Source organism: Pseudomarimonas salicorniae (genome assembly GCF_023156535.1).
Classification (GTDB): domain Bacteria; phylum Pseudomonadota; class Gammaproteobacteria; order Xanthomonadales; family Xanthomonadaceae; genus Pseudomarimonas; species Pseudomarimonas salicorniae.
Genome location: NZ_JALNMH010000008.1, coordinates 146,822 through 169,077 on the forward strand (window position 1 = coordinate 146,822; position 22,256 = coordinate 169,077).

Below are 22,256 nucleotides of genomic sequence, written 5' to 3' on the forward strand. Positions count from 1 at the left end.
CCTCAGTCCAGCGGATCGAGGCCAATCGACAGGGCGGCCGCGACGCGCTGCGCCTTGGCTCGGGCCTGTTCGAGCGTCTCGCCCCGGGCAAGGGCCACGCCCACGCGCCGTTTGCCCTCGACGCGGGGCTTGCCGAACAGGCGCAATGCCGTGCCGGGCTCGGCCAGCGCGACGTCCAGACTGCCGAAGCGCGGCACCCCACGACCCTCCGCCAACAGGGCCACCGAGGCCGAGGGTCCATGGTCGCGGATCTCGGGGATCGGCAGACCGAGGATGGCCCGCGCGTGCAAGGCGAACTCGGACAGCTCCTGGGAGATCAGGGTGACCAGGCCGGTGTCGTGCGGCCGCGGGCTGACCTCGCTGAACCAGACCTCGTCGCCGCGGACGAACAGCTCGACGCCGAACAGGCCGTAGCCGCCGAGCGCCTCGGTCACGGCGCGGGCGACATCGCAGGCGCGGTCCCAGGCCTTCGCCGACATCGGCTGCGGCTGCCAGCTCTCGCGATAGTCGCCATCCACCTGCACATGCCCCACCGGCGGGCAGAAAGAGGTGCCCTTGGCGTGGCGCACGGTCAGCAGGGTGATCTCGTACTCGAAGTCGATGAAGCCCTCGACAATGACCCGGCCGCCGCCAGCTCGCCCACCTTCCTGGGCATAGCGCCAGGAAGCGGCAATATCCGACTCGCAGCGGATCACGCTCTGGCCCTTGCCGGATGAGCTCATCACCGGCTTGACCACGCAGGGGATGCCGATCTCCCGCACGGCTGCGCTGAAGGCCTGCTCGTCGTCGACGAAGCGGTAGGGCGAGGTCGGCAGCCCGAGGTTCTCGGCAGCCAGACGCCGGATGCCCTCGCGATCCATGGTCAGCCGGGCCGCCTGTGCGGTCGGGATCACCCGCAGGCCGTCGCGGCGCTCAAGCTCGACCAGGGTCGGGGTGTGGATAGCCTCGATCTCGGGCACGACAAGATCAGGCTTCTCCTCGGCGATCAGACGCTCCAGCGCCTGCGCGTCGAGCATGTTCAGGACATGACTGCGATGGGCGACCTGCATGGCCGGTGCGTCGGCGTAGCGGTCAGCCGCGATCACCTCGACGCCGAAACGCTGCAGCTCGATGGCGACCTCCTTGCCCAGCTCGCCGGAGCCGAGCAGCAGGACCCGGAATCCCGACGGTGCCAGAGGCGTACCCAGCTTGACCATGCCCGCATGCTCCAGAGCGCCGCCCATCGCGACGGCGCGAAGTGTACCGGCTGGGCGCGCCGGACCGCGCCCCCATGGCATCATTCGCGGCGATGAATGCGCGTCTTTTCCTGCTCCTGTTCTGCTTGGCCAGCGGCATTGCCAGCCCGCCGCTGCGCGCCGAAACGCGCTGGTACGCCATCCATCTCGGCAAGGACCATATCGGCCACATGCAGCGCAGCCGAAGCGAGGTGGACGGCGCCATCGAGACGCGCAGCGAGCTGGTGCTGATCCTGCAGCGCAACGGAGAGCGCCTGCCCGTCGAGTCCGCGGAGTGGACCCGCGAGTCGGCCGACGGCGAGCCGCTGGCCTTCTCCAGCCGCTTCGCCACCACCGGCACGCTCGCCGCGGTCGAAGCGCGGGTCGAGGCCGGCACGGTGACCGCCCGCATCGAACAGGGTGGCCAGCGCAGCGAGAAGCGATTCCCCTGGCCCGAGGGCGCGGTGCTGAACGAGGGCCAGCGACGTGCGATGAAACCGCTTCTCGACGGCGAAACCGTGCGCAGCGACGTGCTCGCCTTCGACCCGGCCTCCCTCAACGCCCTGCCCCTGTCCAGCGCCCGCCTGGCGATGGAGACCGTCGAGCTGGAGGGAGGGCCGGCGCAGCTCCTGCGGATCCGCCAGGTTCATGGCCCCGCCGGCGCCGGCGTGCGCAGCGAGCTGTGGGTCGACCCCGAGACCGGCGATGCCCGGCAGATGCGCCTGCCGGCGCTCGGTCTTGAACTCTTGCTGCGCGCCTGCAGCCGCGAATGCGCCACGGCGCCGCCGGTCGCCGCAGACGTGCTGGCCAGCACCCTTCTACGTGCACCGCGCGCGATCAGCCAGCGCGAGCGTCAGCGGCCCTTGTACTTCTCGCTGCGCGCTGGTGATCTTGCCCTCACTCCGCTCGGCGGCATTCCCGGCCAGCGACTGGGCCAGGCCGATGCCGCCGGGGTCGCCCGCCTGCGCATCGATCCGGAAGGGGCTGCCGACCAGCCGCCGACCGACGCCGACCTGGCACCGGCGCGCTGGCTGCAGAGTGACGACCCCGAGGTCCGGGCGATGGCCGAATCGGCGGTCGGCCGCAGCCGCTCGGCGGCGCGCCGGATGTACCGGCTGCAGGAAGCGGTGCGCCGCCACATCGAGCACAAGTCGCTTCGCGTGGGGTACGCCTCGGCGGCCGAGGTCATCGAGCTGCGCGAGGGCGACTGCACCGAACACGCCGTACTGCTGGCAGCGCTGGCTCGCGCCCAGGGGATCCCAGCCCGCGTGGTCACCGGCCTGGCCTACGCCCCCGGCTACGCTGGACGCCAGGACGTATTCGTCCCGCACGCCTGGGTGATGGCCTGGATCGACGACCGCTGGAAGGGGTACGACGCTGCCCTGCCCGCGTTCGGCGCCGCGCACATCGGCCTGGCGATGGGTGATGGCGAACCGTTCGACTTCTACAGCGGGCTGGAGCTGCTCGGTCGTCTGGAGCTGGTCGAGGTCTCGACCCGCAAGGCAGGAGGGGGGCCGTGATCTGGCGCAGGGTGCTGGCTGCCCTTGCGCTGGCCACGTTGAGCCAAGCGCCCGAGGCGGTCGAGGTCGACGAGGCCCAGTACCGGGCCCTTATTCGCGACCCACGGGTGGGCGAGATCAGCGGCTTTGCCGCTTCCCATCGGCACCCCGGCATCATCTGGACCCACAACGACAGCGGCGACCGGGCCAAGCTTTTTGCTCTCGACCCCCGGGGCGAGGTGCGCGCCACCCTGCACCTGCGCGGCGCCCGGAACCTCGACTGGGAGGACATGGCCCTGCAGCGACACCCCGACGGAGACCTGCTGCTGATCGCCGACACCGGCGACAACGGCGGGCTGCGCCAGGAGCTGACCATCTACGCGGTTCGCGAGCCGGCCACCCTGCAGGACGGGCGCCCGCAGGTGCACTGGAAGATGCGCTTCCGCTGGCCGGACGGAGCCCGCGACTGCGAGGCGCTGGCGGTCGACCAGTCAACCGGCGAGCTGCTGCTGGTCTCCAAGAAGCGCGTGCCACCCGAGCTGTTCCGCCTGCCGGCCGCGCCGCGCGGCGACCAGGTCGAGGTAGCCGAGGCTTTGGGCACGCTGCGTGGCATCGAGCAGCCGACCGCCGCCGACCTGGAGCGCAATCCGGTCTACGGACGCTACCGTTCGCAGATCACCTCGGCCGCGGTCTCGCCGGACAACCGCTGGCTGGCAGTGCTCAACTACCGGCGGGTGACCCTGTATCCGCGCAGCCCCGGGCAGAGCTGGACCAGCGCGGCCGCCAGAGAGCCCATCGTGCTCGCCTTCCCATGGCTACCGCAGGCGGAAGCCGTCACGTTCTCGGCAGATGGCCTCAGCTTGCTGATTGGATCGGAGAAATTGCCGGTCCCGTTGATTGCCCTGCCGGTCCCCGGGATGGGCGTCCAAAACCAAACAGAAGCTGAATCAACCGAGTCACAAGCCTCACATTGATATCACTTTGATATTAGCTTCGCGGGAACGCCGCGGAGCACCCACGGTGATTCAGGAGAGGCGGTCATGAAAGAACAGGCAATCCGTTCCGCGGCGGGCATTCCGCTGCTTCTCGTCTTCATCGGCCTGATCGTGCTCGAGTTCTGGTTGCTGATCGGCGGTGCCCGGATCGCCGGTCCGCTGCTGGCGATTCCGGCGGTCATCGCGCTGATCGCGACCGGCATCTGCATGCTCGGCTTCTACATGGTCGAGCCCAACCAGGCCGCCGTCCTCACCCTGTTCGGCCGCTACGTGGGCACGGTCAAGGAGGCCGGCCTGCGCTGGAACAACCCGTTCTACGGCGCACGCAAGGTGTCGCTCCGGGTGCGCAACTTCGAGAGCAGCAAGCTGAAGGTCAACGAGGCCGACGGCAGCCCCATCGAGATCGCCGCGGTCGTGGTCTGGAAGGTGGTCGATTCCGCCGAGGCGGTGTTCAACGTCGACGACTACGAAAGCTATGTGCACGTGCAGTCCGAGGCCGCCATCCGCGCCATGGCGACCAGCTATCCCTACGACCAGCACGAGCCCGACCAGGTGGCGCTGCGCAGCCACGCTGCCGAGATCAGTCATGACCTGCAGCGCCAGCTTGAGGAGCGCCTGGCCACCGCCGGCATCGAGGTCCTCGAGGCGCGGATCAGCCACCTCGCCTACGCACCGGAAATTGCCCACGCCATGCTGCAGCGCCAGCAGGCGAATGCGGTCATCGCCGCCCGCACGCGCATCGTCGAGGGCGCGGTGAGCATGGTCGAGATGGCCCTCGAGAACCTCAAGGAGAAGGGGGTGATCGAGCTGGACCAGGAACGCCGCGCGCAGATGGTCAGCAACCTGCTGGTGGTGCTCTGTTCCGATCGCGCGACGCAGCCGGTGGTCAACACCGGCACCCTGTACTGAGGAGCCCGGGCCGCCGCCTGACCCCGGCGGCCGCGGCATCGCGATGAGCGAGAAGAAGGCATTCCCCCTCCGCATCAACGAGCAGGTGCTGCAGGCCATGCAGCGCTGGGCCGAGGACGACCTGCGCTCGCTGAACGCCCAGATCGAGTACGTGCTGCGCGAGGCGCTGCGCAGATCAGGCAGACTGAAACCCCGGGAGGTGGACCCGGTGGAGGACAGCGAATGAGCATCCAGCGCCTTGAGCGCACGCGCGAACACCCGGTGCCTGCGCCGCCCAAACGCGCCTGGGTCACCCTGCTGGTCCTCGGCATGCTCTTGCCGCTGGGCGCGATCCTGCTGACCGTGGCCCTGGGCGTAACCGGCGGCGCCGCGGCCTTCTCCGCGGCAGCCGCGGTGTCGACCGCGATCACCCTGACCCTGCTCGGTCTGATGCGCCGTCGAAGCATCCGGCTCGAAGCGGGTCAGCTTCGCGTAGTGGCCGCCTTCTACCACCTGCGCGTGCCGATCGCCGATCTGGACCTTGAGCGTTCGCGCGCCGTCGACCTCGCCGAACACAGCGAGCTCCGGCCGATGCTGAAAACCAACGGGTTCGCCCTGCCGGGCTACAGCGCCGGGCATTTCCGCCTGCGCAATCGGAGCAAGGCCTTCTGCCTGGTCACCGATCCGGCCCGCGTCCTTGCCCTGCCGAGACATGACGGCGGCATCCTGCTCTTGAGCCCGGAGCGCCCGCAGGCGTTGCGCGAGGCGCTGCAGGCGGCCCATGCAGGCTGATTGGCTGTACAACGCGGACGAGGTAGATGCCTTGCCGGCGGACCGCCTGCGCGCCCGGTCCAATACCGATGCGCGACAGCTCGCCCGCGCCCAGCTGCTGCTGCGGCGCAAGCGCGACGGGCGCTTCATCGCGACACTGGAGCGCGGCACCGCGGGCTACCTGCTGCGTCCGATCGGCGCCGGCTGCAGCGGCCTTGCCCGCGGCATCGGCCAGCTGCTGGCCTGTCTTGGCCTGCGCCCCCGGGGGCCGATCCAGTCCCATCGGCTGACCCGGCTGGCCCACCTGCCGCGGCAGCACACCGCGCTGCCCCCGCTGGAGCCGTCGGTGGTCCGCCTGCTTCGCGACCTCGCCGGACTCGGCATCGACGCCCTCGCCTATGCCGAGCAGACCGGGCTGCCACTGATGGCCGAACCGCCGCGCCTGCGCTTCGCGGGAACCGATCGTTATGGGCGTCCGCTGTGGCTACTGGCCGGATGCGGCCAGGCCTGGCAGCGCCTGCGCGCCGCGGCCCGCGACGAGGGCGTGCAACTGGAGGCGATCTCCGGCTTCCGCGGCTATGACTATCAGCGCGGCATCATCGAGCGAAAGCTGCGCCGCGGCCAGGGCATCGAGCAGATCCTCGCGGTCAATGCAGCGCCCGGCTTCAGCGAACACCATACCGGCCGCGCCCTGGACATCGGCACCCCGGGCGAACCCGCCGCCGAGGAAAGCTTCGAGCACACCCCCGCCTTCGCGTGGCTGTGCCAGCGCGCCGCTGACTTCGAGTTCCGCCTCAGCTACCCCCGCGACAACCCGCACGGCATCGTCTACGAGCCCTGGCACTGGTTCTGGACCGGCGAGGGCGCTTGACCCGCAGGTCCAGTTCGGCCCGCAAAGCGGACGCCCCGCAGAACCCGAATGTAGGAGCCAGCTTGCTGGCGATAGGGGACGATCGCCAGCAAGCTGGCTCCTACAGCAACGGCGCTGCAAGGTCGGGTTTGCGCCGCAACGCAGGCCTTGCCGCTGTCAGTTTTTGGGAGCGCCCTTGGGCGCGACCGCAGCGCTACGGATTCACCACAGACCGCGACCAGAGCGGATTTCCGCGGTCGCGCCCAAGGGCGCTCCCACTGTCGGGCTTCGTTGGGCGTCAGCAAGCCCCATAGGGTGTGCCTTGGCGCACCGATTCGGGCGTTCGGACGGTACGCCCGGTGCGGCCAGCCGCACCCTATGAAGGTCCTCTTCGCGCCCTAACGCGCTGGCCCGGAGCGCCCTCTAAGCGCCCTTCAGCAGCGCGCCCTGCTCGACCAGCTCGCAGATCCGCCGCACCTCGCCGTCCATGGCGCGATCGCGGCGCATGAACGGGATGTCCTCGCGGATCCGCTGCAGCACGGCCTGCACGCGCGAAGAAGGCTGGAACTCATCGACCGCGGCCAACTGGCGCAGCAGCTCAGCGCATTCGCTGCGGAAGGTCGGGTAATCGGCCGAATCACGCGGGGGCGGATTGCTGATCTTCGAGCACAGCGCATCGAGGTCGCCGCGGCTGGCGAGGCGTCTTGCCGCATTGATCATGTCGCGGCGGTAGTCCAGGGCCTGGGCCGCGGTGTACAGCTCGAGCGCCAGCACGTGGGCCAGGTCCTCGGTCATCTCGAGAACGTGGCGACCTTCGTTGGCGCCCATCGAGACATGGTCCTCGGCATTGGCCGAGGTCGGGATCGAATACACCGAGGCCGGGTGGGCCCGCGAGGCGAGATCATTGACCAGGGCCGCGGCGGTGTACTGGACGATCATGAAGCCGGAGTCCGTCGCATCCTCGTTGCCGATCAGGAAGGCCGGCAGGCCGTCATTGGTAGCCGGATCGACCAGCTTGTTGAGGCGGCGTTCGGAGATGCTGGCCAGCACCGGGATGGCCGCCTTCAGATAGCTCATCGCCAGCGCCAGCGGCATGCCGTGGAAGTGGCCGGCGGAGATCACCTGATCCTCGATCACCTGTGCGTCCGGCGTGTCCGGGAACAGCAGCGGGTTGTCGGTGACCGCGTTCAGCTCGACGTCGATGACCCGGATCGCCTGCGCCAGTGCGTCGCGCACGGCGCCATGCACCTGCGGAACGCAGCGCAATGAATAGGCATCCTGCGGCTGGTGCTTCTTTCCGCCGCGGAAGGGCAGGAAGCGCTGGTAGAACATCTCGCGGCCGTGGCGCTGCGAGGGTGGCACCCAGTCCCAGGCGATGTCGAAATGCTGGGCCTGGTCCTCGGGCAGGCTCCAGGACTCGGGCTGCCAGGCGCGGAAGCGCGGAACGAGGTGATAGGGGCTGTCGATCAGGGTGGAGCCGGCCAGCTTCTCGCGCAGGCTGGCCGCCGCGGCGACCTGGCCGGGATGCGGACGCAGCGCGTGGACCTTCTCCTCGAAGGCCCGGCCGCGACCAGCGAAGGCCTCGAGGGTCATCGCCGCGGCGAGGTCGGCGGTCTCCAGCAGGGTCTGCAGACGCTCGATGGCCAGCACCGCGGTGGCCAGCATCTGGGTGGTGCCGTTGTTGAGGGCGAGGCCCTCCTTGTGCGACAGGCGGATCGGCTCCAGCCCTGCACGGCGCAGGGCCTCGGCACCGGGCAGCCGTTCGCCGGCGTGAAAGGCCTCACCGCCGCCCAGCAGGACGATGGCGAGGTGCGAGAGCGGCGCCAGGTCGCCGCTGGCCCCCACCGAACCCTTGCGCGGAATGACAGGAATCACCCCGCGATTGAGCAGCTCGGCCAGCGCCTCCAGTGTCGAGACGCGGATCCCCGAATGCCCCTTCATCAGGGTGTTGATGCGGATCACCAGCATCGCCCGCACCACGTCGATCGGGAAGGGCTCGCCGACGCAGACCGCGTGGGTAATCACCAGGTTGTGCTGCAGCTCTTCCAGCAGCGGGCGGTCGCTGGCCGGCGCGCCGGGCAGGCCATCGCGGGCGCGGCGGGCGCCAAGCAGGCGATCGGCATTGCTGCCGAAGCCGGTGCTGACGCCGTAGATCGGCTCCTGGCGACGGACCTGCTCGTCAAGGAAGTCGGCCGCCCGGCGCACCGCGCCCAGCTGGTCCGGATCCAGCTCGACGCCGCGACCGCCCACGGCGACCGCCAGCACATCGGCCCGGCTGAGGCTGGCGCCGTCGAGGCGAAGCCGACGAGAATCAGTCATGGCGCGCGTCTCCCATGGCCCGCGCCTGCTCGATCTCCACGCGCAGGGTCTTGGCCAGCTCGCCGCGGGCCACCTCGAACTGCTCCTGCTTGCGCATGTCCTTCACCGCGACCACGCCGCGCGCCTCCTCCTCCTCACCGAGCATGACCACGAAGCGGATGCCGGCGCGGTCGGCGTGCTGCAGCTGCTTGCCGAGCTTCTTTGGCTCCAGCTGGACCTCGGTATTGATGCCCGCGGTGCGCAGCAGACCGGCGAGCTCGAGACACTGCGGCAGGCGCGCCTCATCGAGCTGGGCGACCATCACCTCGACGGAACTCGATGCGGTGTCGATCAGGCCCGCCTCGCGCAGCTGCCAGTAAAGGCGGGTGGCACCGATTGAGATACCGACGCCGGGCAGCTTCGAACGTGTGTAGTTGCCGGCCAGGTCCTCGTAGCGACCGCCCGAGCAGACCGAGCCGATCTGGGGATAGGCGTCGAGCAGGGTCTCGAAGACGGTGCCGGTGTAGTAGTCCAGGCCGCGCGCAATCGAAAGGTTCAGGGCGTAGCGCGACTCCGGCACGCCGAAGGCGCGCACCAGCTCCAGCACCTCGCGCAGCTCGGCGATGCCCTGGTTGAAGGCCTCGCTGCCCTGCCCCAGCGCGTCCAGCTTGGCGATGGCGTCGTCATGGCCGCTGGAACGGATCTGGACGAAGTCGAGCAACCGGCCGGCCTCGGCCGCGGACAGGCCGAAGTCGGCGCCGGTCAGGGTCTCGCGCACGGCCTCGGCGCCGCGCTTGTCGAGCTTGTCGACCTCGCGCAGCAGCAGGGTCTGGCGCTCGGGATCGGCAACGCCCAGCCCTTCCATGAAGCCGCGCATCAGCTTGCGGTTGTTCAGCCAGATGGTGAACTCACCGATGTCCAGTTCGGAGAACACTGCATTGATCACCGCCGGCAGCTCGGCATCGAAACGCACCGAGAGGCTGTCCTTGCCGATGACGTCGATGTCGCACTGGTAGAACTCGCGGAAACGCCCGCGCTGGGCGCGCTCGCCGCGGTAGACGCGCTGGATCTGGTAGCGGCGGAACGGAAAGGCCAGCTGGTGCTCGTGTTCGGCCACGTAGCGGGCCAGCGGCACGGTGAGGTCGAAGCGCATCGCGAGCTCCGGCGTCGCGCCCGGCTCGGCCGCCGCCAGCGCGCCGGTGGACTGCAGGAAGTACACCTGGCGCTCGGTCTCGCCACCGGTCTTGGTCAGCAGCACCTCGGACAGCTCCATGACCGGCGTTTCCACCGGCAGGAAGCCAAAGCGCTCGTAGTTGCGGCGGATCGTATCCAGCATGCCCTGGAAGGCGATCTGGTCCAGCGGCAGCAGTTCGAGCACACCGGGCGCGGTACGCGGCTTGATCAAGGACGGTCTCCACAAGGCAGCCAAGCCGCGCATTGTAGCGCCCCCCTGCGCCTTCTTCGTCAGCGGACGGGCTCCGGAAACGGCCGGATCGGGCGAAAAGAAGGCAGTCATAGGGTGCGGCTTGCCGCACCGGGCGTACCGTCCGAACGCGCGTATCGGTGCGCCAGGTCACACCGTATGGAGCTTCGCTGACGCCCAACGAAGCCCGACTGCGGGAGTGCCCTTGGGCGCGACCGCGGAGTTACGGCCCAGCCCCGGTCCGTGGTGAATCCATAGCGCTGCGGTCGCGCCCAAGGGCGCTCCCACAATTTGACTGCGGCAGGGTCTGGTTTGCGGCGCCAACCGGGCCTGACAGCGCCGTTGCGTGTGTAGGAGCCAGCTTGCTGGCGATCGTCCCTTCCGGGGCGCCTATCGCCAGCAAGCTGGCTCCTACATTCGGACTCTGCGGTACGTCCGTTTTGCGCCCGAAGCACGCCCTCAAGCCCCTGCCCGGGCGGATCCACGGCCAGGAATCCGCCCGACACCTGACTCCGCGGCCAATCCATGGCACAATGGCGCGCTTGGCGGCCGCAAGAGCCGCCATCCCCGCCCCGACAACGCAGACAGAATGTCCAAAGACGATTCCATCGAGATGGAAGGCACGGTCATGGAGACCCTGCCCAACACGATGTTCCGCGTGAAGCTGGAGAACGGCCACGTGGTCACCGCCCATATCTCCGGCCGGATGCGCAAGAACTACATCCGCATCCTGACCGGCGACAAGGTCAAGGTCGAGATGACTCCCTATGACCTCACCAAGGGCCGCATCACCTACCGCATGAAGTAGGTTGCCGCGTCGGGCCTCCGGCGCTCGCAGATTCCTGCCCCGACGGTTTCCCTTGAGGAAATCGCTCCGCCTTGTGGGCGATGCGTCCTACCGGCCCGCATCAGCAGGCTGGCTCCTGCCGCCACACCGGCGGCATCACCAGGAGCCGATGATGAAACTTCATGTCCATGCCCTGCTCTGCTGCGGCGCGCTGTCGGCGCCTGCACTGGCGGCCGATGCCGCCGATGAGACCTGCTTCAGCTTCAGCGCCGAGCGCCAGACCTTCTACCGCGGCGGGCAGCAGCTGCTGATACGCGACGACGGCCGCCACTTTCGGCTCAACCTGGCAGGCGGCAAGTGTGGCGCGATTCCGGCCGCGGCCAAGCTGCGCCTGAGCACTCAGGGCGAAGCGGATGTGCTCTGCGCGGGCCCGGGAAAAGTCAGCGCGCGCTCCGGGAGCTGCCGGGTGGCCAGCATCGAGGAGATCGACGCCGACACCTTCGCCCTGGCCTCAAGGGGCCGCTGAGCGCCCGGATTCGTCCTGCGGGCCACCCCTCGGGCGGCCCGCAGACCCGAGCTAGTCCACCGTCGCCGGCAGCAGGCGATCGGCGTCAGCGTAGCAGTCGACCTTCAGTTCGCCATCCTCGACGCGGACGGTGACCCGGCCCCCGCCGAGCAGGGCGCCAAACAGCAGCTCGTCGGCCAGGGCACGCTTGATCCTGTCCTGGATGACGCGCGCCATCGGGCGGGCGCCCATCTGCGGATCGAAGCCGTGTTCGGCCAGCCAGCGCCGGGCCTCGGGCTCGACGTTGAGGGCGACATGCTTCTCCTGCAGCTGGGTTTCCAGCTCGATGATGAACTTGTCGACCACGCGCAGGATGTGGTCGATGTCCAGCGCCTTGAACTGGATGATGGTGTCCAGCCGGTTGCGGAATTCCGGCGTGAAGGTGCGGCGAATGACTTCCATCGCGTCGCTGCTGTGGTCCTGCTGGGTGAAGCCGATCGAGCGACGCGAGGCCTGCACAGCGCCGGCGTTGGTGGTCATCACCAGCACCACGTTGCGGAAGTTCGCCTCGCGGCCGTTGGTATCGGTCAGCACACCGCGGTCCATGACCTGAAGCAGGATGTTGAACACGTCCGGATGGGCCTTCTCGATTTCGTCGAGCAGCAGCACGCAGTGCGGCGTCTTGACGATCTTCTCGGTCAGCAGGCCGCCCTGGTCGAAGCCGACGTAGCCCGGGGGCGCACCGATCAGGCGCGACACCGAATGCGGCTCCATGTACTCGGACATGTCGAAGCGGACCAGCTCGATGCCGAGCTGCATGGCCAGCTGCCGGGTGACCTCGGTCTTGCCGACGCCGGTCGGGCCGGCGAACAGGAAGCTGCCGATCGGCTTGTCGGGATTGCCGAGGCCCGAGCGGGCCATCTTGATCGCCGAGGCCAGCGAATCGATCGCCTCGTCCTGGCCGAACACGACCATCTTCAGGTTGCGGTCGAGCAGCTTCAGCACATCGCGGTCGGAGGCCGACACCTGCTTGGGCGGGATGCGCGCCATGCGGGCGACGATCAGCTCGATCTCCGGCACGTCGACCACGCTCTTGCGGGTGTTCTCCGGCAGCAGGCGCTGGCGGGCGCCGGCCTCGTCGATGACGTCGATGGCCTTGTCCGGCAACAGGCGGTCGCCGATGTGCTTCACCGACAGATCCACCGCGGCCTGCAGGGCGTCAGGGTGATACTCGACCTGGTGATGCTCCTCGAAGCGGGCGGCGAGGCCCTTGAGGATCTCCACCGCCTCCGCCACCGAGGGCTCGACGATGTCGATCTTCTGGAAGCGCCGGGCCAGGGCGCGATCCTTCTCGAACACCCCGCGATATTCCTGGAACGTCGTCGAGCCGATGCAGCGCAGCTCACCCGAGGCCAGCACCGGCTTGATCAGGTTGGAGGCATCCATGGTGCCGCCCGAGGCCGAGCCGGCGCCGATGATGGTGTGGATCTCGTCGATGAAGAGGATCGCGCCCGGCGTCTTCTTCAGCTGGGCGATCACCGACTTCAGGCGCTTCTCGAAGTCGCCGCGATACTTGGTGCCGGCGACCAGGGCGCCGAGGTCGAGCGAGAAGATGGTCGCTTCGGCCAGCACCTCGGGCACCTCGCCGTCGACGATGCGTTTGGCCAGCCCTTCGGCCAGCGCAGTCTTGCCGACACCGGCCTCGCCGACAAACAGAGGATTGTTCTTGCGCCGGCGGCAGAGCACCTGGATGGTGCGCTCCAGCTCCTCGGCACGGCCGATCAGCGGGTCGATCTTGCCCGCCGCCGCCTGCTCGTTGAGGTTGGTGGCGAACTCGCCGAGCGGGTTGGCCTTGGCCTCCTCCGGATCGCCGTCCTTGGTCGGCTCGCCCTCGATGCGTGGCGCCTCGCCACCGAGCTTGGCCACGCCGTGGGAAATATAGTTCACCACGTCGAGACGGGTGATCTCCTGCTGGTTGAGGAAGTACACCGCGTGGGAGTCCTTCTCGCCGAAGATCGCCACCAGCACGTTGGCGCCGGTGACCTCCTTCTTGCCTGAACTCTGCACGTGATAGACAGCCCGCTGCAGCACACGCTGGAATCCCAGCGTCGGCTGGGTGTCGCGGCCGTCGTCTGCCGGCAGCACCGGCACCGTCTCGGAGATGATCCCGCGCAGGTCCGACCCGAGCCGGGCGACGTCCCCATGACAGGCCCGAAGCACGGCCAGCGCACTGGGGTTTTCCAGCAGCGCGAGCAGCAGGTGTTCGACGGTCATGAACTCATGCCGCGCCTCGCGCGCCTGCTTGTAGCACTGGCCGATGCTGAACTCGAGGTCCTTGCTGAACATGGCGTCTTGCTTCTCCTTTGCCCGGTGGGCTTTCCCGGGGATACGCACCCCCGACAAGCTACAGATGTGGGCGAATCAGGCCGGTTCCATCGTGCACATCAGCGGGTGTTCATGGTGCCGCGAAAAATCGTTGACCTGGGCTACCTTCGTTTCTGCCACTTCCCGCGTGAACACGCCGCAGATGCCGCGGCCGCGGGTATGCACGTGCATCATGATCTGGGTGGCGCGTTCACGGTTCAGGTTGAAGAAGATCTGCAGCACTTCGACGACGAACTCCATTGGGGTGTAGTCGTCGTTGAGCAGCACCACCTGGAACATCTGCGGACGCTGGGTTTCCGGCTTGGCGGTCTCGACCGCCAGTCCATGGTCGTGTTCTCGTTCGGGGGGATTGCCTTGGCTCATGGGCGCATCATACCGCCAGCCGGCACGGCCTTTGGCGGCACCGGATGTGAGCGCGTCGTGTACCATTAAGGCAATGAATTCCTTGCCGTTTCCGAACCCAGCCGAGACTGGGGCCGCGCCTTTTCACCCCGATCTCACTGTCGCCTGCGTGATCCATCGCGAGGGCCGTTTCCTTCTGGTCGAGGAACGCGTGCGCGGCGAGCTGGTGCTGAACCAGCCGGCCGGGCACGTCGAGGCTGGCGAGTCCCTTGTCGACGCCGCGGTCCGCGAGACCCTGGAAGAATCGGGCTGGGAGGTGCGCCTGACCGGCCTGGTTGGCGTCTACCAGTGGCAGGCGCCGGACGGCATCCACTTCCTGCGTTTCGCCTTCGCTGCCGAGGCCCTGCACCATCACGCCGAACGGCCGCTGGATACGGGCATCGAGCGCGCCCTGTGGCTGTCTCCCGAAGAGATGCAGGCCGCGCGCAGCCGCCTGCGCAGCCCGCTGGTGATGCAGGCGGTCGACGACGCCCTGGCCGCCCCGCCCCTGCCGCTGGACCGGATCCGCGCCCTGTGAGCCAGGCGGCCACCATGGTCGGCGTGTCCGGCGGGGTCGACAGTGCGGTCAGCCTGCTGCTGCTGCAGCGTCGGGGCGTGCAGGTCGGCGGCCTGTTCATGAAGAACTGGGAGGAGGAGGGCGAAGGCTGCCGCGCCGAGGAGGATCGCCGCGACGCGCTCAAGGTCTGCGCCCAGCTCGGCGTGCCCTTCCAAAGCGCGAACTTTGCCGACGAGTACTGGAAGGGCGTTTTCGAGCACTTCATTGCCGAGTACCGCGCCGGGCGCACGCCCAACCCCGACGTGCTCTGCAACCGCGAGATCAAGTTCCGCAGCTTTCTCGACCATGCCCGCGCGCTGGGCGCCGGGCGCATCGCCACCGGCCACTATGCGCGCATCGACCGGGTCGGCGACCGCTTCCGCCTGCTCCGCGGCCGCGACGCCGGCAAGGACCAGAGCTATTTCCTGCACGCGCTGGGCCAGGAGGCGCTGTCGGCCACCGAATTCCCGATCGGCGAGCTGGAGAAATCCGCGGTGCGCCGGCTCGCCGAGGAGGCCCGCCTGCCGGTGCACGCCAAGCGCGACTCGACCGGGATCTGTTTCATCGGCGAGCGCGACTTCCGCAGTTTTCTTTCGCGCTACCTGCCGGCAACACCCGGCGAGATCCGCGATCCCGCCGGCTGCGTGCTCGGCGAGCATCCCGGGGTCTTCTACTTCACCCTCGGCCAGCGCGAGGGCCTGCAGCTGGGCGGCCTGCGCGGACGCCCTCAGGCGCCCTGGTTCGTGGTCGGCAAGGACGTCGAGCGCAATATCCTGTATGTCGACCAGGGCCACGACAGCCGCTGGCTGTTCAGCCGGAAACTGCAGGCCTCGCAGGCCAGCTGGACCGCCGGCGCGCCGCCCGCGGGCCGCTTCGCCTGCACGGCCAAGACACGCTACCGCCAGCAGGATGTCGACTGCGAGGTCGAGATCGGCGAAAGTGGCCGGCTGGACGTGCGCTTCGCGGCGCCGCAGCGGGCGGTCACGCCCGGACAGTCGGTGGTTTTCTATGTTCAGGATGAATGCCTGGGCGGCGCGGTGATCGATGCCACCGACGCCCCCGCCCTGGCCAAGCAGGAGGCGGCATGAAGGAACGTGCGTTGGCGCTGGCGGGTCTGCTGCAGGCAGCCGATGCGGTGGTCGAGCTGGCCGGCGAAGGCAAGGGGGATCCCGCTGCCCTCGCGACCGCCATCGATTCGATCTTCCGCATCGACGCCGACTCCACCGAGGCGGTGTTCGGCGGCCCGGAACAGCTGCGCAAGGGGCTCTCCCTGCTCGCCGCGCATGCCGGCGGCCAGCCCGGCAGCAGCGCCACCCAGGGCCGCATCGCCTTCACCGTGCTGCAGGTCGAGCGCAAGCTCGCCGGCCGCCGCGACCTGATGCAGAAGATCCAGGACGGCATCCTGCGCCTGGCCCCCCAGCACCTGCGCGAAGGCCCGGCCGACCCGGCCCTGCTGGCCGAACTGGGCGAGCTCTACGCGCGCACCATCAGCACCCTGTCGCCGCGGGTGCTGGTCCAGGGCGATCCGCAGCAGCTCTCGCGCAACGAGGTGGTGATGGCCATCCGCGCCCTGCTGCTCGCGGCCGTCCGCTCGGCCGTGCTCTGGCGCCAGCTGGGCGGCAGCTACTGGGACCTCTTCCTGCGCCGCGGGCAGATCGCCCAGTCGGCCAAGCGCTGGCTCGGCACCCTCCCCTAGGAGCCTGCGCGGCACAAGGCCGCGGCACCGTTCGCGGTGAGGTATCGAACCGCGAACGGCACGACACCCGCCACCCCGCAGATTCCGCATGCCCCCGTACAGCGCAGCTTGCTGCGCTGCCCCTTGGCGCTGCCTGGCCGCAAAGCGCGCAGCTTCGCCGCCGCTCACCGATTTGAGATTCACCTGAGCCCAGCCACCCAGACTCACCTCGCACCCTTCCCAAGGATTCGAGGAGACCACCATGCTGAAGAAACGCTGGATTCGCTGGACCCTGGCCCTGCTGTCCCTGCCCCCGCTGCTGATTCTTGCCGGCTGGCTGTGGCTGAAGGGCATCGACTTCAGCCACAGCGGCGGAGACCCGCAGGCGCGACGCGCGGATCTGGGCTGGGTGCCCGCCACGCCGAGCGCGGAGCGTGGTCGCATCCTCGCGGTGGTCAGCAGCGCCGAGCGCATGCTGGGCGGCAGCAAACGCGCAGGCTATGAACTGACCGAGCTGTCGCGGGCCTGGTGGGTGTTCGAGGCCGCGGGTTTCGCCATCGACATCGCCAGCCCCCAGGGTGGCAAGCCGCCGCAGGTGCTGGACGACGACCTGGTCGACGCCGACTACGCCTTCCTCAACGAGCCGGACACCCAGGCCGCGGTGCGTGAAACGTTGCGTCTCGACGAGATCGATCCTGCGCGCTACGCCGCGGTCTACATCGTCGGCGGCAAGGGGGCCATGCTCGACCTGCATGGCGACCCGGCGCTGCGGCGCATCCTTGCCGAGGTCTACGATGCCGGCGGCGTGCTGGCCGCCGTCTGCCACGGCCCCGCCGCCCTGATCGGCGTCGAGCTTGCGGAAGGCCGCAGCCTGCTCGCCGGCCGGCAGGTCACTGGCTTCAGCAATGCCGAGGAGCTGTTCCTGATCGACGACCCGGTGCACGAGCTGGGCTTCATGCTGCAGGATGGGCTGGCTGCGCAGGCGCAGTTCATCGAGGGCCCCATGTATCTGGAGAATGTCGTCCGCGACGGCCGCGTGCTGACCGGACAGAACCCCTGGTCGACCTGGGCGCTGGCCGAGGAGACCGTTCGCGCGCTCGGCGTCGAACCGGCGCCGCGGCCGCGCAGTTCGGAGGAGCGGGCCGTCGACCTGATGCACCACCTGCACCGCCACGGCCTTGACGCGGCCCGCGACCTCAAATCGAGTCTGGGCACCGTCGATAACCGCCTGCTGCTGATGCACGCCCTGATCGCCGGCATGCGTCGGGACATCGGACGCATGGTCGACCTCGCCCGCCTGGCCCGTGACTGATCGCGCGCCGCCGAAGTTGCATGTGTTGCTGGTCGAGGACGATCTCGACGTCGCCGGCGGCATTGTCGACTACCTCGCGCCGCGCGGCATCGAGGTGGAGCATGCCGCCAGCGCGCGGGAGGCCGGCGCGCGCCTCCTGGAGGGCCGCTTCGACCTCTGGCTGTTCGACGTGCAGCTGCCGGGCGAGGACGGGCTCAGCCTGTGCCGGCGGCTGAAGCAGGACGCCGCCGACACCCCTCCGGTGCTCTTCCTCACCGCCCGCGGCCAGCTCGAGGACCGCCTGGCCGGCTTCGCCGCCGGCGCGGTGGACTACGTGGTAAAGCCCTTTGAACCAGCCGAGCTGGCCGCGCGCATCCGCGCCCTGTGCCGGCACCTGCCGGCGCGCGGTGGGGGCTGGATCGAGGCGGCGGGCTATCGGCTTGATCCGCAGCGCGGGCTGCTCGAACGCGACGGGACTTCGCTGCAGCTCTCCGCCTCGGCCTCGCGCCTGCTCCGCTGCCTGATGCAGGCCAGCCCCGGCTGCGCCAGCCGCGCCGAACTGGGCGAGGCGCTGTGGGGCGAGGCCGGCGAGGACGACGACCTGCGCACCCATCTCTATGCCCTGCGCCGCCAGCTTCGCGAGGCCTTCGACGAAGCCCCGGTGCACAGCGTGCGCGGCCTCGGCGTGCGTTTCGGGGACGCCCCGTGAAGGCACGTTCGCTGTCCCGGCTGCTCGGCCTGCAGTGGGCCGGCTTCGTCCTGGTCCTGCTGCTCGGATTCGGCCTCGTCGCGGCGACCGCCCTGTACGTGCTCGAAGACAGCTTTATCGACCAGCGCCTGCTCGACGCCGAGGCGGCCCTGGCCCGCGGCGTGGCCCCGAGCCCACCGGTGCAGCGCCTGCGGACGGAGGACCTGCCGGCGGCCCTGCAGCCAGGCCTTGAGTCACTGCCGCCCCGCGCCCTGCGCGAGTACCGGCTGGAGGACGGCCGCTACCTGCACCTGCGCAGCCTGCCCGCCGAGGCCGGCGAGGCGCGCTTCCTGGTCATCGATGCCGGCGACGAGCTGCGCGTGGGCGAGAAACTGCGCCGCATCGCGCCCAGCGTGCTGGTGCTGCTGGGCCTGATCCTGATGCTCGCAGCCTGGCTGGCGCGGCGCTTCGTCCGGCGCATCGAGCGCGGGCTCTCCGGCCTGCTCGACGCCATCGAGGGCGAAGGCGACGTCGCCGCACTGCGCCGACTCGCGACGGAACAGCCTGTTCAGGAGTTCCGGCGCTTCGGGCTGGCCCTCGCCGACTCCCTGCAACAGCGGCTGGAGGCCGTCGAGCGCGAGCGCGAAACCCTGCGCTTCCTGGCCCACGAGCTGCGCACTCCGCTGCAGGGAGCGCGGCTGGCGCTGGCCTCCCTGACCGATACCGGCTCGGCACCGGGAAGCTACCTCCGACTGCAGCGCAGCCTGCAGCGCCTTGACCGCGCCAGCGCGGCGGTGCTCTGGCTGGGCGAGCAGACGCCGGTCACCGAGCCGGTCGAGATCGGCAGCGCGGCGCGCGCGCTCTGCGATGAGCTGGCCCCGCTGGCCGGGCAGCGCGGACAGAGTCTGCACTGCGAAGTCGCGGCACCGCTGCATTGGTCGCTGCCGCTGGCCGCCGTCGAAGCGGTGCTCGGCAACCTGCTGCTGAATGCCATCCAGCACGGCGCGCCGGGCCAGGTCAGCGTGCAGCTGGGGCGGAATTCGCTCCGCGTCGAGAATTCCTGGGACGAGGGCAACGACCGGCCCGGCTTCGGCCTCGGGCTGGAGCTGTCGAAGCGCCTGCTGTCGCGAATCGGCTGGACGCTGGACTGCGATGCCGAGGGCACCAGGTTTCGGGTGCATGCGGCGCCGGTGGCGTCGTCTGTGGACTGATTGAAGGCCGGCGCGATTCGCGATGCGTCAGGTCAGGCGTTCGACGGCGTCCTTGGCACCCCGTGCGCGACTGCGTGCAACCCGCCACCCATCTGACCACGTTCGCCACGCCAGTTGACCGCCTTTGCCAGCAACTCTGACCACGCCCGGCAGTTCGACTGACCACGACCGACAGTGGTGCGACCGGCCGGAACCGGCCAGGAGTGAGCGTAGCGGAAGGTGAACTCCGGGCGCGAAGCAGACATTCCACAACACCCGAATGTAGGAGCCAGCTTGCTGGCGATCGTCCCATCCGGGGCGCCTATCGCCAGCAAGCTGGCTCCTACAGCGGGACCGGGGCGAATGCGAACTTCGCGCCCGAAGCTCGCATCGGCGACGGCTCACTCCGGGTCGGTATCAGCCGGTCAGAAGACTGCCGGAAGTGGGCAAACGGCATTCCTATCGCGGTCAGAGCGGCTGGCGACGCTGGTCATCCAGGCTGGCAAGCCCCGGTCACATCGCTGGCAATACGCAACCGCGCGACGGGCGGCGGAACGTCCGGTTGGGACAACCTGAGGGTCGCACGGTCAGCGCCGCCGACGGGATCACGCGCGTCGCACCGTGCGACGCGCGTCGTTGCGTCAAGACGCAGCCTGGCTTTTCGCCTTCTCGGCGGCGCGGAGGGCGCGCAGGAGATTGCCGCTCCACAGCGCCTGGATCTGCGACTCGCTGTAGCAGCGGGCCATCAGCTCGCGGGTGACGTTGGCGGTCTCTGAGGCATCGTCCCAGCCCTGCACACCGCCGCCGCCATCAAAGTCGGAGGCGATGCCGACATGCTCGATGCCGATGCGCCGCACGGCATGGTCGATATGGTCGACGAACTGCGCCAGGGTGACGTCCGGATGCTTGGCGCGCAGCGCGGCGACGCCCGCGGCGTAGGCCTCGATGTCGGCGTCGCTGGCCGCATCCCAGCCGTTCCCGATGTACACGCTGCGCAGGGCGGCGATGCCGGCGGCCAGGGCGGGATCGACCTCGGCGACGTAGCTGCGGAAAGCCACCATCTGCGCCACGCCGCCGTTCTCGCGGATCGCGTCGAGCTGCTCGTCATCGAGGTTGCGCGCGTTCGCATACACGCCGCTCGCCCCCGAGTGCGAAGCGATCACCGGCGCCCGCGACAGACGGGTCGCCTCCATCATGGATCGTTTTCCGACGTGCGAGATATCGACCAGCACGCCGTGGTCATTGAGGCTGCGGACCAGCTCGCGTCCCAGTTCGGTCAGGCCGGCATCCTCGGTGCCGTCGCCCAGTTCGGCATTCGGGTTCGAGCTGCCGCCAAACTGGTTGTGTCCCATATGGGTGAGGCCGACATAGCGCACGCCGCGCTCGGCCCAGAGGCCGACATCGGCCACCGAGTCGCCGAGCGGATAGGCGTTCTCCATCCCGAGCAGCACGGCGATGCGTCCCTGCCGATGCAGCTCGACGACTTCGTCGGCGGAGCGCGCCAGCGCGACCTGGTCCGGATAGGCGCGGACCAGGCGCTGGATGCGGCGGAAGTCATCCTCGGCATTCGCCCTCGCCGCCGCGTAACCCTCGCCGTCCACCTTGGCCTGCCCGGTGTAGATGATCAGGAAGGCGGCATCCAGCCCGCCGGCGCGCATCTTCGGCAGGTCGTTCTGGGCCCGGGTGAAGCGGCCGGGATCCAGCGTATGCGAGGCATAGCCGCGACCGAGATCGATATGGGTGTCGAGGGTCAGCAGCTTCGAATGCAGCGCCCAGGCCTGGTCCTCGCTGACCTCCCGCCGCTCGCAGGCGGCAGGCGCCGCCAGCGCCGACGTGGCGCACAGCGACAGGGCGGCAAGCGCGAAACCCAGGCGGGTGCGTTGAAAGGCATTCACTCTCGGCATGTCAGGTCCGTCAACGCGGGGCTGGCCAGTATCGACCAGATCTGCCCGCATCGCAGCCTGCGCCCACCACCCACCCCGTAGAGCGCAGCGTGCTGCGCTGATCGGCAAGCGCATGTCCTTTCTCCGCCCCAACCCTGCACCCGGCGCTGGCGCGCCAACCCCCTCCCAACCGCCCGGCCCTCCGGCGCAGCCTCCGGGCGTTCCTCGGCGCGCGACCCTGCGGCTCGCAAGCGCGCCTCCTCACCCCCCTACGTCGCTTCGCGGTGCAAGGGGAGGGGCTAGAAGCGACCGCTACAGATCTTGTAGAACCTCATCGCCACACCGCCCCCGTTCGCGGTGAGGTATCGAACCGCGAACGGCTCGCCACCCGCCACGCCGCACCTCGCCCGACCCCACCTGTAGAGCGCAGCGTGCTGCGCTGACCGCATCCCAACACCGCCCCCGCCTGCTCCAGGGAACCCGGCCAGCCAATCCGGGGTTGACGCACCCCCCAACCGTCACTACTGTACTAGTCGTCACAGTACAGCAGGTGCACCGATGTCCCGAACCGTTCCCCTGATGCTTGAGCTGAGCGCCGCCGATCCGCGGCCGATCGTGAAGCAGATCTGCGATGGCGTGCGCCGGCTGATCGCCACGGGCGAGCTGCCCGTCGGCGCCCAGCTGCCGAGTGTGCGCGGCCTTGCGCAGCAGTTGACGATCAACCCGAACACCGTCGCCAAGGCCTACGGCGAACTGAGCAGCGAGGGCTGGCTCGACTCGCGGCAGGGGCTCGGGCTGTTCGTCGCCGAGCCGCGGCAGCGCTATTCGGAGGCGGAGCGGGAGCGGCGGCTGGGCCTTGCCGTGCAGGGTTTCGCGGCCGAGGTGGTTGGCCTCGGCTATCCGCTGGAGGTGGTGCTGGACCGGGTCGGCGAAGCGCTGGCGCCCTGCCTTGAGCGGCGCTCGGCCTGAAGGAGACG

At 69.3% G+C, this 22,256-nt stretch carries 21 protein-coding genes; 15 read left to right on the forward strand and 6 right to left on the reverse strand.

The genetic code is table 11. The annotated features are described in order from the left end of the window. Nucleotides 1-2 precede the first annotated feature (2 nt). Entirely contained in the window at nucleotides 3-1,196 is a 1,194-nt protein-coding gene (gene purT / locus M0G41_RS10760) for a formate-dependent phosphoribosylglycinamide formyltransferase (protein ID WP_248209199.1), read from the reverse strand. Nucleotides 1,197-1,270: 74 nt separating this feature from the next. Here purT and M0G41_RS10765 point away from each other — a divergent pair, with 74 nt between their 5' ends. The 6 genes from M0G41_RS10765 to M0G41_RS10790 all read left to right on the forward strand — a co-directional run bounded on the left by M0G41_RS10765 (nucleotide 1,271) and on the right by M0G41_RS10790 (nucleotide 6,238). Continuing rightward, a complete protein-coding gene (locus M0G41_RS10765; RefSeq protein ID WP_248209200.1) occupies nucleotides 1,271-2,734 on the forward strand; it encodes a transglutaminase-like domain-containing protein in 1,464 nt (487 codons plus the stop codon). Further along, a complete protein-coding gene (locus tag M0G41_RS10770; protein WP_248209201.1) occupies nucleotides 2,731-3,687 on the forward strand; it encodes a hypothetical protein in 957 nt (318 codons plus the stop codon). The genes M0G41_RS10765 and M0G41_RS10770 overlap by 4 nt, the downstream gene beginning before the upstream one ends. 66 nt (nucleotides 3,688-3,753) lie before the next feature. After that, the gene (locus tag M0G41_RS10775) at nucleotides 3,754-4,617 is read left to right on the forward strand and encodes an SPFH domain-containing protein (RefSeq protein ID WP_248209202.1); all 864 of its coding nucleotides are present in this window, start codon (nucleotides 3,754-3,756) and stop codon (nucleotides 4,615-4,617) included. A gap of 43 nt (nucleotides 4,618-4,660) precedes the next feature. Further along, nucleotides 4,661-4,843 (forward strand): type II toxin-antitoxin system antitoxin, encoded by a 183-nt coding sequence (locus M0G41_RS10780; protein WP_248209203.1) that lies wholly within the window; start codon nucleotides 4,661-4,663, stop codon nucleotides 4,841-4,843. Beyond that, nucleotides 4,840-5,388: a PH domain-containing protein gene (locus M0G41_RS10785; RefSeq protein ID WP_248209204.1), complete on the forward strand. Its 549-nt coding sequence runs from the start codon at nucleotides 4,840-4,842 to the stop codon at nucleotides 5,386-5,388. Before M0G41_RS10780 ends, M0G41_RS10785 begins: the two co-directional genes overlap by 4 nt. Next, the gene (locus M0G41_RS10790; RefSeq protein WP_248209205.1) at nucleotides 5,378-6,238 is read left to right on the forward strand and encodes a M15 family metallopeptidase; all 861 of its coding nucleotides are present in this window, start codon (nucleotides 5,378-5,380) and stop codon (nucleotides 6,236-6,238) included. The genes M0G41_RS10785 and M0G41_RS10790 overlap by 11 nt, the downstream gene beginning before the upstream one ends. Nucleotides 6,239-6,640: 402 nt before the next feature. Here M0G41_RS10790 and M0G41_RS10795 read toward each other — a convergent pair whose 3' ends face one another. Together M0G41_RS10795 and hisS are read right to left on the reverse strand one after the other, a co-directional pair. Continuing rightward, nucleotides 6,641-8,536, reverse strand: a complete 1,896-nt coding sequence (locus tag M0G41_RS10795) for an HAL/PAL/TAL family ammonia-lyase (protein ID WP_248209206.1) — start codon at nucleotides 8,534-8,536, stop codon at nucleotides 6,641-6,643. Further along, entirely contained in the window at nucleotides 8,529-9,920 is a 1,392-nt protein-coding gene (gene hisS / locus M0G41_RS10800; RefSeq protein ID WP_248209207.1) for a histidine--tRNA ligase, read from the reverse strand. The genes M0G41_RS10795 and hisS overlap by 8 nt, the downstream gene beginning before the upstream one ends. A 607-nt stretch (nucleotides 9,921-10,527) precedes the next feature. On the opposite strand from hisS, the gene infA reads away from it, so the two are divergent. Beyond that, the gene (gene infA / locus M0G41_RS10805; protein WP_248209208.1) at nucleotides 10,528-10,746 is read left to right on the forward strand and encodes a translation initiation factor IF-1; all 219 of its coding nucleotides are present in this window, start codon (nucleotides 10,528-10,530) and stop codon (nucleotides 10,744-10,746) included. 151 nt (nucleotides 10,747-10,897) lie between these two features. Then, nucleotides 10,898-11,251, forward strand: a complete 354-nt coding sequence (locus M0G41_RS10810; RefSeq protein WP_248209209.1) for a hypothetical protein — start codon at nucleotides 10,898-10,900, stop codon at nucleotides 11,249-11,251. Nucleotides 11,252-11,302: 51 nt separating this feature from the next. Here the strand turns inward: M0G41_RS10810 and clpA are convergent, their stop codons facing one another. Together clpA and clpS are read right to left on the reverse strand one after the other, a co-directional pair. Beyond that, the gene (clpA, locus tag M0G41_RS10815; protein WP_248209210.1) at nucleotides 11,303-13,576 is read right to left on the reverse strand and encodes an ATP-dependent Clp protease ATP-binding subunit ClpA; all 2,274 of its coding nucleotides are present in this window, start codon (nucleotides 13,574-13,576) and stop codon (nucleotides 11,303-11,305) included. 75 nt (nucleotides 13,577-13,651) lie between these two features. Further along, nucleotides 13,652-13,978: an ATP-dependent Clp protease adapter ClpS gene (clpS, locus tag M0G41_RS10820; RefSeq protein WP_248209211.1), complete on the reverse strand. Its 327-nt coding sequence runs from the start codon at nucleotides 13,976-13,978 to the stop codon at nucleotides 13,652-13,654. A gap of 73 nt (nucleotides 13,979-14,051) precedes the next feature. On the opposite strand from clpS, the gene M0G41_RS10825 reads away from it, so the two are divergent. From M0G41_RS10825 to M0G41_RS10850, 6 genes are all read left to right on the forward strand, one after another. Continuing rightward, the gene (locus M0G41_RS10825) at nucleotides 14,052-14,534 is read left to right on the forward strand and encodes an NUDIX hydrolase (RefSeq protein WP_248209212.1); all 483 of its coding nucleotides are present in this window, start codon (nucleotides 14,052-14,054) and stop codon (nucleotides 14,532-14,534) included. A gap of 14 nt (nucleotides 14,535-14,548) precedes the next feature. Continuing rightward, on the forward strand, nucleotides 14,549-15,640 hold the full coding sequence (gene mnmA, locus M0G41_RS10830) for a tRNA 2-thiouridine(34) synthase MnmA (RefSeq protein ID WP_248209277.1): 1,092 nt from the start codon (nucleotides 14,549-14,551) through the stop codon (nucleotides 15,638-15,640). Next, nucleotides 15,637-16,248, forward strand: a complete 612-nt coding sequence (locus M0G41_RS10835) for a lysogenization protein HflD (protein ID WP_248209213.1) — start codon at nucleotides 15,637-15,639, stop codon at nucleotides 16,246-16,248. The genes mnmA and M0G41_RS10835 overlap by 4 nt, the downstream gene beginning before the upstream one ends. A gap of 241 nt (nucleotides 16,249-16,489) precedes the next feature. Further along, entirely contained in the window at nucleotides 16,490-17,539 is a 1,050-nt protein-coding gene (locus M0G41_RS10840) for a type 1 glutamine amidotransferase domain-containing protein (protein ID WP_248209214.1), read from the forward strand. After that, a complete protein-coding gene (locus tag M0G41_RS10845; RefSeq protein ID WP_248209215.1) occupies nucleotides 17,532-18,227 on the forward strand; it encodes a response regulator transcription factor in 696 nt (231 codons plus the stop codon). Before M0G41_RS10840 ends, M0G41_RS10845 begins: the two co-directional genes overlap by 8 nt. Beyond that, on the forward strand, nucleotides 18,224-19,417 hold the full coding sequence (locus M0G41_RS10850; protein WP_248209216.1) for a sensor histidine kinase: 1,194 nt from the start codon (nucleotides 18,224-18,226) through the stop codon (nucleotides 19,415-19,417). Before M0G41_RS10845 ends, M0G41_RS10850 begins: the two co-directional genes overlap by 4 nt. A 620-nt stretch (nucleotides 19,418-20,037) precedes the next feature. Here the strand turns inward: M0G41_RS10850 and M0G41_RS10855 are convergent. After that, a complete protein-coding gene (locus M0G41_RS10855; protein WP_248209217.1) occupies nucleotides 20,038-21,300 on the reverse strand; it encodes a dipeptidase in 1,263 nt (420 codons plus the stop codon). Nucleotides 21,301-21,837: 537 nt separating this feature from the next. Between M0G41_RS10855 and M0G41_RS10860 the strand changes: the two genes are divergently transcribed. Beyond that, on the forward strand, nucleotides 21,838-22,248 hold the full coding sequence (locus tag M0G41_RS10860) for a GntR family transcriptional regulator (protein WP_248209218.1): 411 nt from the start codon (nucleotides 21,838-21,840) through the stop codon (nucleotides 22,246-22,248). The last annotated feature ends 8 nt before the right edge of the window (nucleotides 22,249-22,256 follow it).

What these genes read in the sequence shown, in the direction of transcription:
- M0G41_RS10825 (WP_248209212.1), top strand. Translation starts at nt 14,052, where the DNA reads ATGAATTCCTTGCCGTTTCCGAACCCAGCCGAGACTGGGGCCGCGCCT.
- purT (WP_248209199.1), bottom strand. Translation starts at nt 1,196, where the DNA reads ATGGTCAAGCTGGGTACGCCTCTGGCACCGTCGGGATTCCGGGTCCTG.
- mnmA (WP_248209277.1), top strand. Translation starts at nt 14,549, where the DNA reads ATGGTCGGCGTGTCCGGCGGGGTCGACAGTGCGGTCAGCCTGCTGCTG.
- M0G41_RS10835 (WP_248209213.1), top strand. Translation starts at nt 15,637, where the DNA reads ATGAAGGAACGTGCGTTGGCGCTGGCGGGTCTGCTGCAGGCAGCCGAT.
- infA (WP_248209208.1), top strand. Translation starts at nt 10,528, where the DNA reads ATGTCCAAAGACGATTCCATCGAGATGGAAGGCACGGTCATGGAGACC.
- clpS (WP_248209211.1), bottom strand. Translation starts at nt 13,978, where the DNA reads ATGAGCCAAGGCAATCCCCCCGAACGAGAACACGACCATGGACTGGCG.
- M0G41_RS10785 (WP_248209204.1), top strand. Translation starts at nt 4,840, where the DNA reads ATGAGCATCCAGCGCCTTGAGCGCACGCGCGAACACCCGGTGCCTGCG.
- M0G41_RS10810 (WP_248209209.1), top strand. Translation starts at nt 10,898, where the DNA reads ATGAAACTTCATGTCCATGCCCTGCTCTGCTGCGGCGCGCTGTCGGCG.
- M0G41_RS10840 (WP_248209214.1), top strand. Translation starts at nt 16,490, where the DNA reads ATGCTGAAGAAACGCTGGATTCGCTGGACCCTGGCCCTGCTGTCCCTG.
- M0G41_RS10860 (WP_248209218.1), top strand. Translation starts at nt 21,838, where the DNA reads ATGTCCCGAACCGTTCCCCTGATGCTTGAGCTGAGCGCCGCCGATCCG.
- M0G41_RS10765 (WP_248209200.1), top strand. Translation starts at nt 1,271, where the DNA reads ATGGCATCATTCGCGGCGATGAATGCGCGTCTTTTCCTGCTCCTGTTC.
- M0G41_RS10795 (WP_248209206.1), bottom strand. Translation starts at nt 8,536, where the DNA reads ATGACTGATTCTCGTCGGCTTCGCCTCGACGGCGCCAGCCTCAGCCGG.
- clpA (WP_248209210.1), bottom strand. Translation starts at nt 13,576, where the DNA reads ATGTTCAGCAAGGACCTCGAGTTCAGCATCGGCCAGTGCTACAAGCAG.
- M0G41_RS10790 (WP_248209205.1), top strand. Translation starts at nt 5,378, where the DNA reads ATGCAGGCTGATTGGCTGTACAACGCGGACGAGGTAGATGCCTTGCCG.
- M0G41_RS10780 (WP_248209203.1), top strand. Translation starts at nt 4,661, where the DNA reads ATGAGCGAGAAGAAGGCATTCCCCCTCCGCATCAACGAGCAGGTGCTG.
- M0G41_RS10775 (WP_248209202.1), top strand. Translation starts at nt 3,754, where the DNA reads ATGAAAGAACAGGCAATCCGTTCCGCGGCGGGCATTCCGCTGCTTCTC.
- M0G41_RS10855 (WP_248209217.1), bottom strand. Translation starts at nt 21,300, where the DNA reads ATGCCGAGAGTGAATGCCTTTCAACGCACCCGCCTGGGTTTCGCGCTT.